At 65.3% G+C, this 12702-nt stretch carries 12 protein-coding genes; 1 reads left to right on the top strand and 11 read right to left on the bottom strand.

Annotation, left to right across the window (positions count from 1 at the left end):
• Nucleotides 1-12: 12 nt before the first annotated feature.
• The 11 genes from NLM15_RS15660 to NLM15_RS15710 all read right to left on the bottom strand — a co-directional run bounded on the left by NLM15_RS15660 (nucleotide 13) and on the right by NLM15_RS15710 (nucleotide 11075).
• The gene (locus NLM15_RS15660; protein WP_254117963.1) at nucleotides 13-726 is read right to left on the bottom strand and encodes a GntR family transcriptional regulator; all 714 of its coding nucleotides are present in this window, start codon (nucleotides 724-726) and stop codon (nucleotides 13-15) included.
• Nucleotides 727-749: 23 nt separating this feature from the next.
• The gene (locus NLM15_RS15665; protein ID WP_254117964.1) at nucleotides 750-1490 is read right to left on the bottom strand and encodes an SDR family oxidoreductase; all 741 of its coding nucleotides are present in this window, start codon (nucleotides 1488-1490) and stop codon (nucleotides 750-752) included.
• Nucleotides 1491-1514: 24 nt separating this feature from the next.
• A complete protein-coding gene (locus NLM15_RS15670) occupies nucleotides 1515-2285 on the bottom strand; it encodes an SDR family oxidoreductase (protein ID WP_254117965.1) in 771 nt (256 codons plus the stop codon).
• A 14-nt stretch (nucleotides 2286-2299) separates the two neighbouring features.
• The gene (locus tag NLM15_RS15675) at nucleotides 2300-2680 is read right to left on the bottom strand and encodes a carboxymuconolactone decarboxylase family protein (protein WP_028140570.1); all 381 of its coding nucleotides are present in this window, start codon (nucleotides 2678-2680) and stop codon (nucleotides 2300-2302) included.
• Between the two features lie 24 nt (nucleotides 2681-2704).
• Nucleotides 2705-3940 (bottom strand): ABC transporter substrate-binding protein, encoded by a 1236-nt coding sequence (locus tag NLM15_RS15680; protein WP_254117966.1) that lies wholly within the window; start codon nucleotides 3938-3940, stop codon nucleotides 2705-2707.
• Between the two features lie 35 nt (nucleotides 3941-3975).
• Complete coding sequence (locus tag NLM15_RS15685) at nucleotides 3976-5211, bottom strand: ABC transporter substrate-binding protein (protein WP_254117967.1); 1236 nt, start codon at nucleotides 5209-5211, stop codon at nucleotides 3976-3978.
• A gap of 34 nt (nucleotides 5212-5245) precedes the next feature.
• Nucleotides 5246-5953 carry an ABC transporter ATP-binding protein gene (locus tag NLM15_RS15690; RefSeq protein WP_254117968.1) on the bottom strand — a complete coding sequence of 236 codons (708 nt, stop codon included), beginning with the start codon at nucleotides 5951-5953 and terminating at the stop codon, nucleotides 5246-5248.
• Nucleotides 5940-7712 carry an ATP-binding cassette domain-containing protein gene (locus NLM15_RS15695; RefSeq protein ID WP_254117969.1) on the bottom strand — a complete coding sequence of 591 codons (1773 nt, stop codon included), beginning with the start codon at nucleotides 7710-7712 and terminating at the stop codon, nucleotides 5940-5942. The genes NLM15_RS15690 and NLM15_RS15695 overlap by 14 nt, the downstream gene beginning before the upstream one ends.
• A 2-nt stretch (nucleotides 7713-7714) precedes the next feature.
• On the bottom strand, nucleotides 7715-8650 hold the full coding sequence (locus NLM15_RS15700; protein ID WP_254117970.1) for a branched-chain amino acid ABC transporter permease: 936 nt from the start codon (nucleotides 8648-8650) through the stop codon (nucleotides 7715-7717).
• A 106-nt stretch (nucleotides 8651-8756) separates the two neighbouring features.
• Nucleotides 8757-10151, bottom strand: coding sequence for an MmgE/PrpD family protein (locus tag NLM15_RS15705; RefSeq protein WP_254117971.1), 1395 nt, complete (start codon nucleotides 10149-10151; stop codon nucleotides 8757-8759).
• A gap of 30 nt (nucleotides 10152-10181) precedes the next feature.
• Entirely contained in the window at nucleotides 10182-11075 is an 894-nt protein-coding gene (locus NLM15_RS15710; RefSeq protein ID WP_254117972.1) for an NAD(P)-dependent oxidoreductase, read from the bottom strand.
• Between the two features lie 226 nt (nucleotides 11076-11301).
• On the opposite strand from NLM15_RS15710, the gene NLM15_RS15715 reads away from it, so the two are divergent.
• Nucleotides 11302-12678: an MmgE/PrpD family protein gene (locus tag NLM15_RS15715; protein WP_254117973.1), complete on the top strand. Its 1377-nt coding sequence runs from the start codon at nucleotides 11302-11304 to the stop codon at nucleotides 12676-12678.
• Nucleotides 12679-12702 lie beyond the last annotated feature (24 nt).

Raw genomic sequence — 12702 nt, forward strand, 5'->3', positions numbered from 1 at the left:
ATTCTTGTTTTTCTAGTCGTCGGAGGGCGTCGCCTCCTTGGCGGCGTTTCGTTCAATCATGTCGAGCGCGGCCACCGCAGCCGCGTTGATGTGATCGACGCAGCAGCGCTCGGCGAGGTCTGGATCGCCGTTCTGGATCGCGCGCCAGATCGCGGTGACTTCGCGCAGGCTCTTGTTGATCCGTTTCGGCTGCGACATCGACGTGATCCGCAGCAGCTGAATGCGGTCGTGCAGCGGCTTGAGCATGCGCTCGATGAAGGCGTTGCGGCAGCCGCCGATCAGCGCGGCATAGAAGTCGGTCTTGGCTTCGAGGCTGCCGACGAGATCCTGCTTGGCCGCGGCCGCCTTCAGCCGCGTCAGGGCTTCCCCGATGCGCCGAGCCACTTCCGGATCGTGGAGCCTGGCGCATTCGCGGCCGGCGAAGCCTTCGAGGACCGCGCGTGCCGCATAGAGCTGCCGGGCTTCCTCCAGGCTGATCGTGGAGACCACCGGACCGCGGTGCGGGACGATGTTGACGAGGCCATCGGCTTCGAGGGCACGCAGCGCTTCGCGGATCGAGGGGCGGCTGACGCCCATCATCTCGCAGAGTTCGCGCTCGACCAGCCGCTGGCCCGGCTTCAGCGTTCCCGACATGATCGCCTCGCGCAGCTTTTGCGCGACCATCGCCCGGACGGTCGGGACGTCCTCGATGCGGAGTGTCGACTGCAATTCGCTACGTCTTTCCATGTCCGGGCCCTGGTTGGGAAAAGTCAGTACCGGTTTACAGGCAGAATCATCATTTCGGCAATTTGAACGTGCGGGGGCTGGTCAAGGGCGAAGACGATCGAGCGAGCGACATCGGCCGGCTCGAGCGCCATCCTGAACTGGTCGAAATAGTCCTTTTCCTTCTGCTGATCGCCGCGGTAGCGGGTCAGGATGATGTTGGTCCGGGTCAGGCCGGGCTGGAGTTCGGTCACCCGGATCGCGGTTTCCGCGAGCTCACCCCGGAGGGTTTCGGTGAACATGTGCACGCCCGCCTTGCTGGTGCTGTAGGCCGCCATATCCGGGACAATACGGACCGCGTTGATGGAGCTGATGTTGACGACATGGCCGGAATTGCGCTGGACCATGCCGGGGAGGATCGCGCGGGTGACGCGCATCAGGCCGATCAGATTGGTCTGGATGATGTTGGACCAGTCGTCGGCAGAACCAATGTCGAAGCGAGTCCGTCCGCCGATATCGTGTCCGGCATTGTTGATGAGAATGTCGACCGGTTTGAAATGACCTGGAATGGCATCCGGCAGGCCATCCACAGCCTTTGCGTCGCTGATGTCGAGCTGAATCGGAAACACTGCGGCGCCCGCCGTCGCGGCCAACTCCTGGAGGGCCTTGGCGTCGCGATCGACCAGCACGACGCGGCGGCCGCTCTCCAGCAACGCTTTGGTGATGGCGCGTCCCATGCCGCCGGCGGCGCCCGTCAGCACGACGGTCTGGCCCGATTGTTCAGTCATCGCAGCACTCCCATTCCATTGCTCTCATGCAATCGACCAGCCGCCGTCGATCGGCAGGCTGGCTCCGGTGATGTCGTTTGCGGCGGGGCCACAGAGAAAGACGACCATGGCGGCGACGGCGCTCATTTCGACAAAGCGCTGCGTCGGCTGGCGCTCGCCGAGATACTCACAGGTCACGTCGTCGACCGGTCGGCCGCTGTTCGATGCGATCGTCGCGATCTTGTTCAGGATGGCGGGCGTCGGCAGCGTGCCGGGGCAGATCGTGTTGCAAGTGATGCCGCTGCGCGCCGTCTCAATGGCCACCGCGCGGGTGATCCCGAGGATTGCCGTCTTTGTGGTGACGTAGTCGATGCGGTCCTCGACGGCGCGGCTCGAATAGATCGAGCCCATGTTGATGATGCGGCCCCAGCGGCGCTGCTTCATGGCCGGCAGCGCCAGGCGGATCAGGTGGAACGGCGCGGAAAGATTGACGGCCAGCGCCTGCTCCCAGCGATCGGGCGGAAACTGCTCGATCGCCGAAAAATGCCGGACAACGGCGTTGTTGACGAGAATGTCGATGGCACCGCAGCGGTCGAGCAGGTCGGCGATCATCGCTTCGATCGCCTCGCGCTGGGCGAGATCGGTACCGGCCGCGATGACCTCCACGCCGAAGCGGGCGCGAAGATCATCCGCGGCCTGCTTCGGCGCGACGAGATCGTGAAGGACAATGTTGGCGCCCGCGCCGGCGAGCCCTTCCGCGACGGCAAAGCCAAGGCCTGCGGTCGCGCCGGTCACGAGTGCCCATTTGCCCTTCATCGCCAGGCGCTCCGCTATGTCTTGTCGAGCTCGGCGAAGACTTCCTTCGCATTCCGGAAGGCATCGACGCCCGCCGGCACGCCGCAATAGATCGCGACCTGCATGAAGACCTCGCGGATCTCCTCCTTGGTAGCGCCGTTGGCGAGCGCGCCGCGGACATGCGTCTTCAATTCGTGCGGGCGATTGAGCGCGCAGAGCATGGCGAGGTTGAGGAAGCTGCGGGTCTTTCGCGTCAGGCCTTCGCGGCCCCAGACGTAGCCCCAGCAATATTCCGTCGTGAGGTCCTGCATCGGGCGATTGAATTCGTCCGCGGATGCGATCGCCTTGTCCACGAACTCGTTGCCGAGCACGCTCTTGCGGATTTCGAGACCGCGGTCGTAGGTTGCCTTGTCCATGTTGTTTTCCTTTATTTGCGGGCGTCAGTTCTTCGGCCAGAACGGCTGTGCCAGCGCGAGCTGCGGTGGGAACACCGTCACCGGCACGCCGGATTGCCATTGCACGATGGTCATGCCGGCGCCGACGCGGCGGCCTTTCTCGTCGAACTTGATCTCGCCCAGCGGATAGTATTTCGAGGGGCCGGCATCCATGGTGCGCAGCGCTTCGCCCACGGCGACACGGTCGGCCTTGCCGGCCTTCTCCAGCGCGTCCTTGATCACCCACATGTCGCCATAGGTGGAGATCGCGTTCTGCGTCATCCATGGCTCCTTGTAGCGGGTCTTCAATTCGGCAATCAGCGCCTCGTGTCCCTTGGCGCCCCAGCTCGCGACGCAGGTCAGCACGCCCTGGAGCAGCTCGGGGCTGACGGTCTGCAGCATGTCCGGCTCGGCGATCGCGATGCCGAACGAGATGGTCGGGACCTTGCCCTGGCCGAGGCCGAACTCGTTCATCTTCTCGAGCAGCAGTTTTGCGTCCGAGATCACCGTCGGCAGGAAGAAGAGCAGGTCGGGCTTTGCCGAACGGATCTTCTGCACCAGCGATGTCGCGTCCGCCAGCGGCGGCGTAAAAGTCTCGTCGACGATCAGCTGCAGCTGGTTCTCCGCCAGCAGGCCCTCACGCATCGCCTTTGCGGAGGCGATCGAGGCCCCCGTGTTGTCGGTCAGGATCGCGACCGTCTTCGGTCGCTTGCCGGAGGCCGTCTCCGCCAGCTTGATGATCTGAGGCAACGCTTGCCGTGCCTGCGAACCTGCGGTGGCGGCGGTCTGGAACACGTATTTGAATCCGCGCTCGGTGATGAGGTCGGAGTAGGAGAGGGTGAGCATGGGTAAATTGGCGCGCTCGGTCACCTCGGTCACTGCGAGGGTGAACGAAGACAGATAGGCGCCGCTGGCCGCAACGAGATCGGTCTCCTGCGCCACCATGCGCTGGGCCGCGTTCTTGGCCTTCTCCGTGGTGTCGCCGGAATCGAGCACGACGAGCTTCAGCTTGGCGCCGCCGAGCGCCTTGATGCCACCTTGCGCGTTGATATGGTCGACCGCCATCTCGGCGCCCTCGCGCATCACCGTGCCCGGGCGGGCATAGAGCCCGGAGATCGGCACCAGCAGGCCGACCTTCACTTCGGAAGGCTGCTGCGCCCAGGCGCGGGATGCGATCAGCGTGCCGGACGCGCCGGCCAGCAGGGTTCGCCGCGAGATCGTGATCTTGCTCTTTGCAGTCATGACAATTCTCCTCCCTGAAAAATCGCGCGACGCTATTAGGATTTCTTCGGCCAGAACGGCTCCGCCTGCGCGAGCTCGGGCGGATAGACGGTGACAGGCACGCCCGATTGCCATTGCACGATGACGACGCCGGCGCCGACGCGGCGGCCCTTCTCGTCGAACTTGAGCTGCCCGCCCGGATAGTATTTCGACGGGCCCGCATCCATGGTGCGGAAGGCCTGCGCGACCGAATTGCGGTCGGCCTTGCCGGCCTTCTCCAGCGCTTCCTTCATCAGCCACATGTCGCCATAGGTCGAGATGACGTTCTGCGTCATCCAGGGCTCCTTGTATTTGGCCTTGAGCTCGGCGATCAGCGCCTCGTGGCCCTTCGAGCCCCAGTTGGCGACGATGGTCATGATGCCCTGCACGGTCTCGGGGCTCACGCTCTGGAGCATGTCAGGTTCGGCAATGGTGATGCTGAAGGACACGGTCGGGATCTTGCCCTGGCCGAGGCCGAACTCACTGATCTTCTCCAGCCCGAGCTTGGCGTCCGACACCGCATTCGGCATGAACAGCAGCAGATCGGGCTTTGCCGAGCGAACCTTCTGGATCAGCGGCGTCGCGTCCGACAGCGGCGGGGTCCAGACCTCCTCGACCACGAGCTGGAGGCCTTCCTGCGCGAACAGCTTTTCCTTGAGCGCCTTTGCGGTAGCGACGGAGGTCGCGGTGTTGTCCATCAGCATCGCCACGGTCTTCGGCTTCTTGCCTGAGGCATTCTCGGCGAGCTTCATCAATGTCGGCAGGCCGAGCTCGGACTGGCGGCTCGCGGTCGCGGCGGTCTGGAAGATGTATTTGAAGCCGCGGTCGGTCAGCAGATCCGAATAGGACAGCGTCAGCACCGGCAATTCGGCCCGCTCGGTCACTTCGGTGACGGCGAGGGTGAAGGAGGAGAGATAGGAGCCGGTGGCGGCGACCAAATCGGGCTCCTGCGCCACCATGCGCTGCGCCGCGTTCTTGGCCTTCTCGGTGGTGTCGCCGCAGTCGATCACGACCAGCTTCAGCTTGGCGCCGCCGAGCGCCTTGATGCCGCCTTGCGCGTTGATATGCTCGATGCCCATCTCGGCGCCCATCTTCATCACCTGGCCAGGGCGGGTGTAGATGCCCGACAGCGGGACGATCAGTCCGACCTTGATCTCGGCCGGGGCCTGTGCGCGGGCCACGCCGGCAAGGCCCACGGCAGCGGCGCCGGACAGCACGGTCCGGCGCGTCAGCCCCTTCGATGTCTTGTTCATTTTGTTCTCTCCCTGGTCTTTGTTTTTCTGTTCGTCACATGCCGAGATAGGCCTTGCGCACGCGGTCGTCGGCGCGCAGCGTGTCGTTGTTGCCTTCGAGCACGACGTATCCGGCTTCGAGGACGTAGCCGTGGTCGGCGGATTCCAGCGCTTCGGCGACCCGCTGCTCGACCAGCAGCATGGTCAGGCCGGAATGGCGGCGGATCTCGATCAGGCGCTCGAAGATGAAATCCGCGGTCGAGGGCGCGAGCCCCATCGATGGCTCGTCCAGCATCAGCAGCTTGGGCGAGGAGGCGAGGCCGCGGCCGATCGCGAGCATCTGTTGCTGGCCGCCGGACATCGTGCCGGCGAATTGATTGCGGCGCTCCTTCAGCACCGGCAGCCATTCGAAGATGCGCTCGATATTGGCCTGCCAGTCGCGCCGGCCGCTTTCGGTCATCGCGCCCATTTCCAGATTCTCCATCACGGTCAGCGACGGGAAGACCTGGCGGCCCTCGGGGACGTGGGCGATGCCCAGATGCGCGCGCTGTGGCGGCGGCACTGCGAGGAGATCGACGCCGTCGAACGTAATTCCTCCGCCGCTCGGCTTCACGATGCCGGAGATCGTCTTGAACAGCGTGGTCTTGCCGGCGCCATTGGGCCCGACGATCGCAACGAACTGGCCCGCGCCGACATTGATCGACACGTCGTTCAGGACGGGCTTGGCCGAATAGCCCGCGCTCAATCCCTCAATTCGCAGCATGGCCCACCCACTTCTTGCCGAGATAGGCCTCGATCACACGGCTGTCGCGCGTCACGACCTCCGGCAGGCCCTCGGTGATGACGGCGCCGTGGTCGAGCACGAGGAAGCTGTCGACCAGCCGGACCATCGCCTGCATGGTGTGCTCGATGATGGCGATGGTCATGCCGTCGCGTGCGAGCTGCTGGATCACGGCGACGACCTCGTCTGCCTCTCCGTGGCCGAGGCCCGCGAGCGTCTCGTCAAGCAGCAGGATGCGCGGTTGGCCGGCGATCGCGCGCGCCAGCTCCATCAGGCGTAATTCCTTGGTCGAGAGCTCGCCGGCGACACGATCCGCCACCGCGGAGAGCCCGACACGAGCGACCGCGTCGGCGGCCAGCTTGCGCGCCTCCTCGTCGGAGCGGGCGCGGACATAGGCGCCGACCACGACATTGTCGAGGATCGACATGCGCAAGAACGGACGCATGACCTGGAAGGTGCGGCCAATGCCGGCCTCGCAGATCACGTGCGGCCGCTGCCCGGACATGTTGCGGCCGTCGATCAGAACCTCGCCCTGGCTCGGCTTCAGGAAGCCGTTGAGCAGATTGAACAGCGTGGTCTTGCCCGCCCCGTTGGGTCCGATGATGCCGAGGATCTCGTTCTTGTGCAGCTTGAAGCTGACGTCCTGCACGGCCTTGAGGCCGCCGAAGGAGCGCGAGAGGTTGCGGACCTCGAGCACGACTTCGCCGGTGGCTGCACGTTGTCGCGCGGCGGGCTTCAGCGCCGTGACGTTGGCGGTCGATGCTTCGGGGACGCCGCCGCCGACCGACTTCGGCGCGAGCCGTTTGCGCATGAGATCGCGCAATTTCCAGAACAGACCTTCGGGCGCCAACAGGATGACGCAGACGATGGCAAGGCCGAAGATGACGCCCTGGATGCCGGGGATACGCGCGCCGGCCTCGGCGTGCAGGATCTCGGCGAGCGGGATCAGGATCACCGAGCCGATGACCGGGCCCCAGACGGTGCCGACGCCGCCGAACATCGCAACCGTCAGTGCCTGCGCCGAGACCAGCATGCCGAACACCGATGCCGGGGTCACGACCAGCAGCACCTGCGCGTAGAACCCGCCGATGGCGGCGGCGATTGCCCCGCTCAGCGTGATGGCGCGCAGCTTCCAGGCCAGCGTGTTGATCCCGGCCGCTTCAGCCGCGGCCTCGTTCTGCTTGATCGCGAGCAGCGCCATGCCAAAGCGCGAGCGCTCGATCATTTGCGTCAGCACGATGGTGGCCAACATGATGGCGAGCCCCAGCAGCGTATAGATGTGGGGATCGGAGAACTGCATAAAGGCGATCGGCGCATCGCGCTTGATCGGGAGCGTCACCTCCTGAAAGCCGAGCCACTCGAACACGTAGAGAATGGCGAGCGGGTAGGCGAGCATCGCAAGGGCGAAGTAGTGGCCCTGCAGGCGAAAGGTCGGAAATCCGATCAGGAGGCCGGCGATGCCGCCGAGCAGGGCGGCGACCGGGATCAGCAGCCAGGGCGAGATGTTGAAATAGATCTGCCCGAGCGCGGTGGCATAGGCGCCGATGCCGAAGAAAGCGGCGTGGCCGAACGAGATCAGCCCGGTATAGCCGCTGAGCAGATTCCAGGACAGCCCGAACACCGCCCACACCGGCACCAGCGTCAGGATGAGCTGGTAGTAGGAGTTGGTGACGCCGAGCGAGATCCCGGCATAGGCGAGCGTGAAGAGCAGGGGAGGAAGAAAGGATCGTATCCGGAGCATGGTCACGTCCTCTCGACCATGCGCCCGAAGAAACCTTGCGGGCGGAAGAAGATGATGAGGAGAAAGACCGCGAAGATCGCGGCGTTCTGCAACTGCGTCGGCAGGATCAGCGTCGACATCTGCTGGACGAGGCCGATCGTCATGCCGCCCCAGAACGCGCCGATGATGCTGCCCATGCCGCCGAGCACGACGCCGGCATACATGACGATGACGTATTCGAGGCCGACGAAAGGATGGAACGGATAGTTGGTGGCGAGCAGGCCGCCGGCGATTGCGGTGATGCCGCAGCCGAGCGCGAAGGCGGTGCGGTGCGCGCGGTCGACGTCGATGCCCATATAGGTCGCTGCGGTCGGATTATCCGCGGCGGCGCGGAGCGACTTGCCGATCCGCGTCCGCGTGATCAGCAGCGCGAGGAGAATCATGATCGCCAGCGAAACGACCGCATCGATGCTGCGCGCCTTGTTGAGGAACACGCTCATGTCGAAGAAGGGACCGAGCTCCCAGGCCGAGCTCGACAGCGGCGTGCGGATCGAGGCCAGCACCGAGCCGAACACGATGAGGCCGCCGTTCTGCAGGATCAGCGCGATGCCGAGCGTGAGGATGAGCTGCGCGTAATGGCCTTCGCCCTCGAGCGAGGCGGTGCGCGTCCCTGATACGTGCGAGATCAGCGCGAGATGGACGAAATAGCCGAACACGGCGAGCACGGGCCCGGCCAGCAGGATGGCGACGAACGGTCCGACCGTATTGCCGAACAGCGCCTGGATGCCGGCGGCGGTGAAGAGATAGAAGGCGGTGTACATGCCGAGCATCATGAAATCGCCATGGGCGAAGTTGATGACGCGCATGACGCCGAAGATCAGGCCGAGCCCGACGCACATCAGGCCGTAGACGGCGCCGATCAGCAGGCCCGCGGCGAGCGCTTGAAAGAATCCTTCCATCAGCCCTGCCTCCGCATGGCGCTGGCTTGCCGACGATCATGCGCCGGTGGCGCTGCTAGGCTGGTCTCCCGGTCGACCATGTTTCCCCCGTACACTTTGGCATTTCTTATGATGCCGATCGTAAAACTCGTTCCGGCGCGTCCAGACGGCATTGTGCTGCGATGACAGCGGCATCGCCGTGCTGTTCGCAATCGTCGATGAGTTGCTCGAGCCGATGCGCGCGGTCCTTGCCGAGGACATGGCCGGCGGCGGCGCGGAAGCGCGTGCGAATGTCTGAGGGCGTTGCGGCGATGACGTCGGGCAAAGCGTGCCGGATCGTCCGGCCGCCCCGCAGATGCACGGTCACATCCGCGCCCTGCTTACCCGGGAAGGCGGCGGTGAAGCCGGTATCGGCTCGAAGGTCCGTCACCGAAACCAGGCGGATAATGTCGGCATCGTCGAGCCCGGCATAATTCTCTTCCTCGATCTCGCCGCGCACCAGGGTGGCCGCGACACTGAACGGGATGCTCATCTTGGCCTGGAGGGCGTTGCGATAGGGCCCTGCGGACTCGCAACCCGGATAGCGAACAGCGGCATCCGGCGCGCGAATGACGACCCGCTCGATGTCGTCGGCACTGACGAGCTCGTGCGAGACTCGGAGCGCGGCCTGTACCGCGGTCTGCGCGAAATTGCAGGCGGGCACCGGCTTGTTGTAGACCGCCATGATCTCGCATTCGCCATCGGGGAACAGCGCGATGCTGCCGGGCGCTGCCTGGCGCCGATAGGCGGCGAACAGGCCGGCTTCGCCCTCGAGGATCGTTTCGGAGCCGAAGGCGCCGGCCGCTGCAAGACCGATGGCCTTGATCGCGTTGCTGGCGGCGAAGCCCGGATGGAAATACATGTCCGAGCCGCCGGCATGCGGCCATTCGTTGAGGCCGCTGGACGTATTGGCCGCAATCGCGATGGCACTGGTCGCGGCATCTTCGGACAGGCCGAGCGCGAAGCTTCCCGCGAGCGCCGCGCCCGGCGGCGCCACCAGGCCCGTCGGGCGATAGAGCCGCGCAAGGTCGGAGGTCAGCAGCGCGCGGCCGATCCGCGCGCCGGTCTCGTAGCCGATGATGGCAGAAGCGAGCAGCCTCGCGCCGTGCAGCGGCGTCTGCTCCGACAGCGCGAGGAGAGTTGGCCAGATCACGACGCCATGGTGTGCGATGCTGGCCGCATGCATGTCTTCGCGGACGAGGCCATGTCCCATCACGGCATTCGCGAAGGCGGCGTCGGCCGGCGAGGAAAGTTGCGCGGTCCCGATGATCGTCGCGCTGCCGCCGCTTTGCGCGATCGCAACCGCCTGGCGACTCCAGGGATGATGGCCGGCCTCGAACGCGCAGGAGAGGAAGTCGAGCAGGCAGAGTTTTGCCTTGGCGACGACGTCGGGCCCGAAGTCTCCGAGATCCAGCGCAAGCACGCTCCGCGCCATCTGGCGCGCGAGCGATACCTTGCCGGATCCGGTCGGGCCGATCGTCATCGCAATCGCTCTCCCTGAAGGTGTGCGCGATCAGCCGCGCATCTCGACCCCGGCCCACTCCTCGAGCACTTTGGCGATCGAGGTGAAGTCGGACGCGGCGCCGTACTTGGCGTTGGTGATCGCAAGCATCTGCCGTACCACCGCGCCGCAGACCATCGGCACCCCCATCGCCTCGGCTTCGTCGACGCACAGGCGGACATCCTTGTAGGAAAGGCCGGTGGCGAATCCGAAATCGAACGTGCCGGGCAGGACCGCGCGGGGGAATTTGTCCTCGGAGGCGCTGTTGCGGCCGCTGCTGGCGTTGATGATGTCGATCAGCACTTTTGCGTTGACGCCGCCCTTGACGCCCATCGCGACGGCTTCCGAGGTGATGACAAGCGCTGCTGCCGCCATCAGATTGTTGGCGAGCTTGGCGGTCTGCGCCACGCCGGGCTTGTCGCCGGTGTAAAACAGCTTGCCGAAGTTCTTCAGGATCGGCTGGACGGTCTCGTAGGTCGCCTGCGGGCAGGACACCATCACCGCCAGCGTGCCGTTGACGGCGCCCTTGATGCCGCCGCTGACGGGCGCATCGACCAGCGTCATGCCCTTGGCCTTCAGGCCTTCCGCAACGAGCTTCGCCGCGCCGGGGCCTGAGGTCGACAGATCAATCACGATCTTGGCGCGGTTGCCGCTGCTGATGCCGTCCTGGCCGAGCGTGACGGCCTTGACGATGTCGGGCGTCGGCAGGCTCACGAGCACGATGTCGGCGCGCGAGGCGACGTCTGCCGGAGATTTGCCGGCTTCAGCGCCGCGCTTGACCAGCGGCTGGGTCGCATCAGCCTGCGTGTCATAGACGACGAGCGAATAGCCCGCGTCGATCAATCGCCCCGCCATGGGGCCACCCATGCGGCCCGTGCCGATTACGCCGAGGATCTCTCCCGCCATCGTCTACTCCCTGTCGCGCGATCCCGTGACGGGCGCGCCTTCTTGATCTCGTTGGTCAAACGCTTTCGCCGGCCGGCCACTCGGCCGCCGTCGTCGTGGCAGCGGGATCCCGCGCCAACGGCCGGGATTGTTATGATTGTCAGACAAGCTGTCAAGCATAACATTTAGGGTCGACAGTTTGCCGCGGATCGTCATATGGTCCGGGAAAACGAGGAAGACGCCCCGCGTGCCGCAAGCCCCAATTCCGAGTGTGAGCAAGACGCTCGCTGATTTCGTTGCGTCCTCGTCATGGGCGGACGTGGAGGCGCAGAGCCACGAGGCGCGGCGATCGATCCTCAATTTCTTCGCGACCGCGCTCGGCTCCGCACGCGATCCAGTGGTCATTGCTGCGATGCGCACCTTGTCGCCGTTCAGCGGCGCCGCGACATCGACAATCATCGGCCATGCGGAGCCGATGGATGCGCTGTGCGCCTCGTTTCTCAATGCGATCTCGGCCAATCTGCTCGACTTCGACGATACGCATCCCGAGACGATCATTCATCCCGCAGCGCCGGTCGCTGCGCCGATATTGGCGCTCGCGGAGGCGCGCAAGCTGTCGGGGCGGGAGGTGCTGACGGCATTCATCCTCGGCGTCGATGTCGAATGCCGGATCGGCAACGCGGTCTCGCCGCGCCATTACGCGCGTGGCTGGCACATCACCTCGACCTGCGGAATCTTTGGCGCGGCAGCGGCGTGCGCGAAGTTGTTGGAGCTGCCGGCGGAAGGGATTGCGAACGCCATCGGGATCGCGGCGAGCCAGTCGGCCGGCAATGTCGAGAACCTGCCGAGCGCTGCCAAGAATGTCAGCGTGGGCAACGCTGCGCGCAACGGCTTGTTCGCCGCGCTGCTTGCGCAACAGGGCTACGAGGCGGCGCCGTGCGCCATCGAGGGACCGCTCGGCTGGGCCCGCACCATGGGCGACCAGCCCGATCTTGCCCGTCTGCTCGACGGTCTCGGCAGGAGCTGGGAGATCGCGAAGAACACCTACAAGCCCTATCCCGCCGGCATCGTGTTCCATTCGGTCATCGATGCCTGCCTGCTGTTGCGCGAACGGATTGGCCGGCGAACCGATCAGATCGAGTCGGTGGCCGTGCAGGGTTCGGCGCTGCTGCTTGCGCGTGGCGATCGCCCCGTCAACAACGAGCGCGATGCGCGCGTCAGCATCCATCATTGCGTGGCGTGCGGGCTGCTGCTCGGTGCGGCCGGCGTGACCGAGTTCGCGCAAGAGACCGTGGTCCGGCCCGATATCGCGAAGGTGCGGCAGAAGGTGAGAGCAGAGCTTGATGCCCAGATGCCGGATGGTGCTGCGCGCGTCACCTTGCGCCTGTCGTCCGGCGAGGTTCTCACCGAGACCGTGATGTCTCCGCGCGGCAGCCAGGCTGCGCCACTGTCGGATCGCGACATCGAAGAGAAGCTTCGCGAGGGCGTGCGGACCGGTCGAAGTGACTGGGATGCGGATAGCGTGATCTACGCGGTCGGGCGGATCGATGCAGTCGATGACGTCGGAAAACTCCTGCAATCGCTGCGGCCGCCCTCGGCGTTGCGCCAGACAACTTCCAACTAGAATCTCTCAAGACCGGAAAGGGAC

This window comes from Bradyrhizobium sp. CCGB20 (assembly GCF_024199855.1).
Classification (GTDB): domain Bacteria; phylum Pseudomonadota; class Alphaproteobacteria; order Rhizobiales; family Xanthobacteraceae; genus Bradyrhizobium.

Coding starts and splice junctions, on each gene's coding strand:
- NLM15_RS15690 (WP_254117968.1), bottom strand. CDS start 5,953: ATGCTGCGAATTGAGGGATTGAGCGCGGGCTATTCGGCCAAGCCCGTC.
- NLM15_RS15665 (WP_254117964.1), bottom strand. CDS start 1,490: ATGACTGAACAATCGGGCCAGACCGTCGTGCTGACGGGCGCCGCCGGC.
- NLM15_RS15685 (WP_254117967.1), bottom strand. CDS start 5,211: ATGAACAAGACATCGAAGGGGCTGACGCGCCGGACCGTGCTGTCCGGC.
- NLM15_RS15710 (WP_254117972.1), bottom strand. CDS start 11,075: ATGGCGGGAGAGATCCTCGGCGTAATCGGCACGGGCCGCATGGGTGGC.
- NLM15_RS15660 (WP_254117963.1), bottom strand. CDS start 726: ATGGAAAGACGTAGCGAATTGCAGTCGACACTCCGCATCGAGGACGTC.
- NLM15_RS15670 (WP_254117965.1), bottom strand. CDS start 2,285: ATGAAGGGCAAATGGGCACTCGTGACCGGCGCGACCGCAGGCCTTGGC.
- NLM15_RS15700 (WP_254117970.1), bottom strand. CDS start 8,650: ATGGAAGGATTCTTTCAAGCGCTCGCCGCGGGCCTGCTGATCGGCGCC.
- NLM15_RS15680 (WP_254117966.1), bottom strand. CDS start 3,940: ATGACTGCAAAGAGCAAGATCACGATCTCGCGGCGAACCCTGCTGGCC.
- NLM15_RS15695 (WP_254117969.1), bottom strand. CDS start 7,712: ATGCTCCGGATACGATCCTTTCTTCCTCCCCTGCTCTTCACGCTCGCC.
- NLM15_RS15705 (WP_254117971.1), bottom strand. CDS start 10,151: ATGACGATCGGCCCGACCGGATCCGGCAAGGTATCGCTCGCGCGCCAG.
- NLM15_RS15675 (WP_028140570.1), bottom strand. CDS start 2,680: ATGGACAAGGCAACCTACGACCGCGGTCTCGAAATCCGCAAGAGCGTG.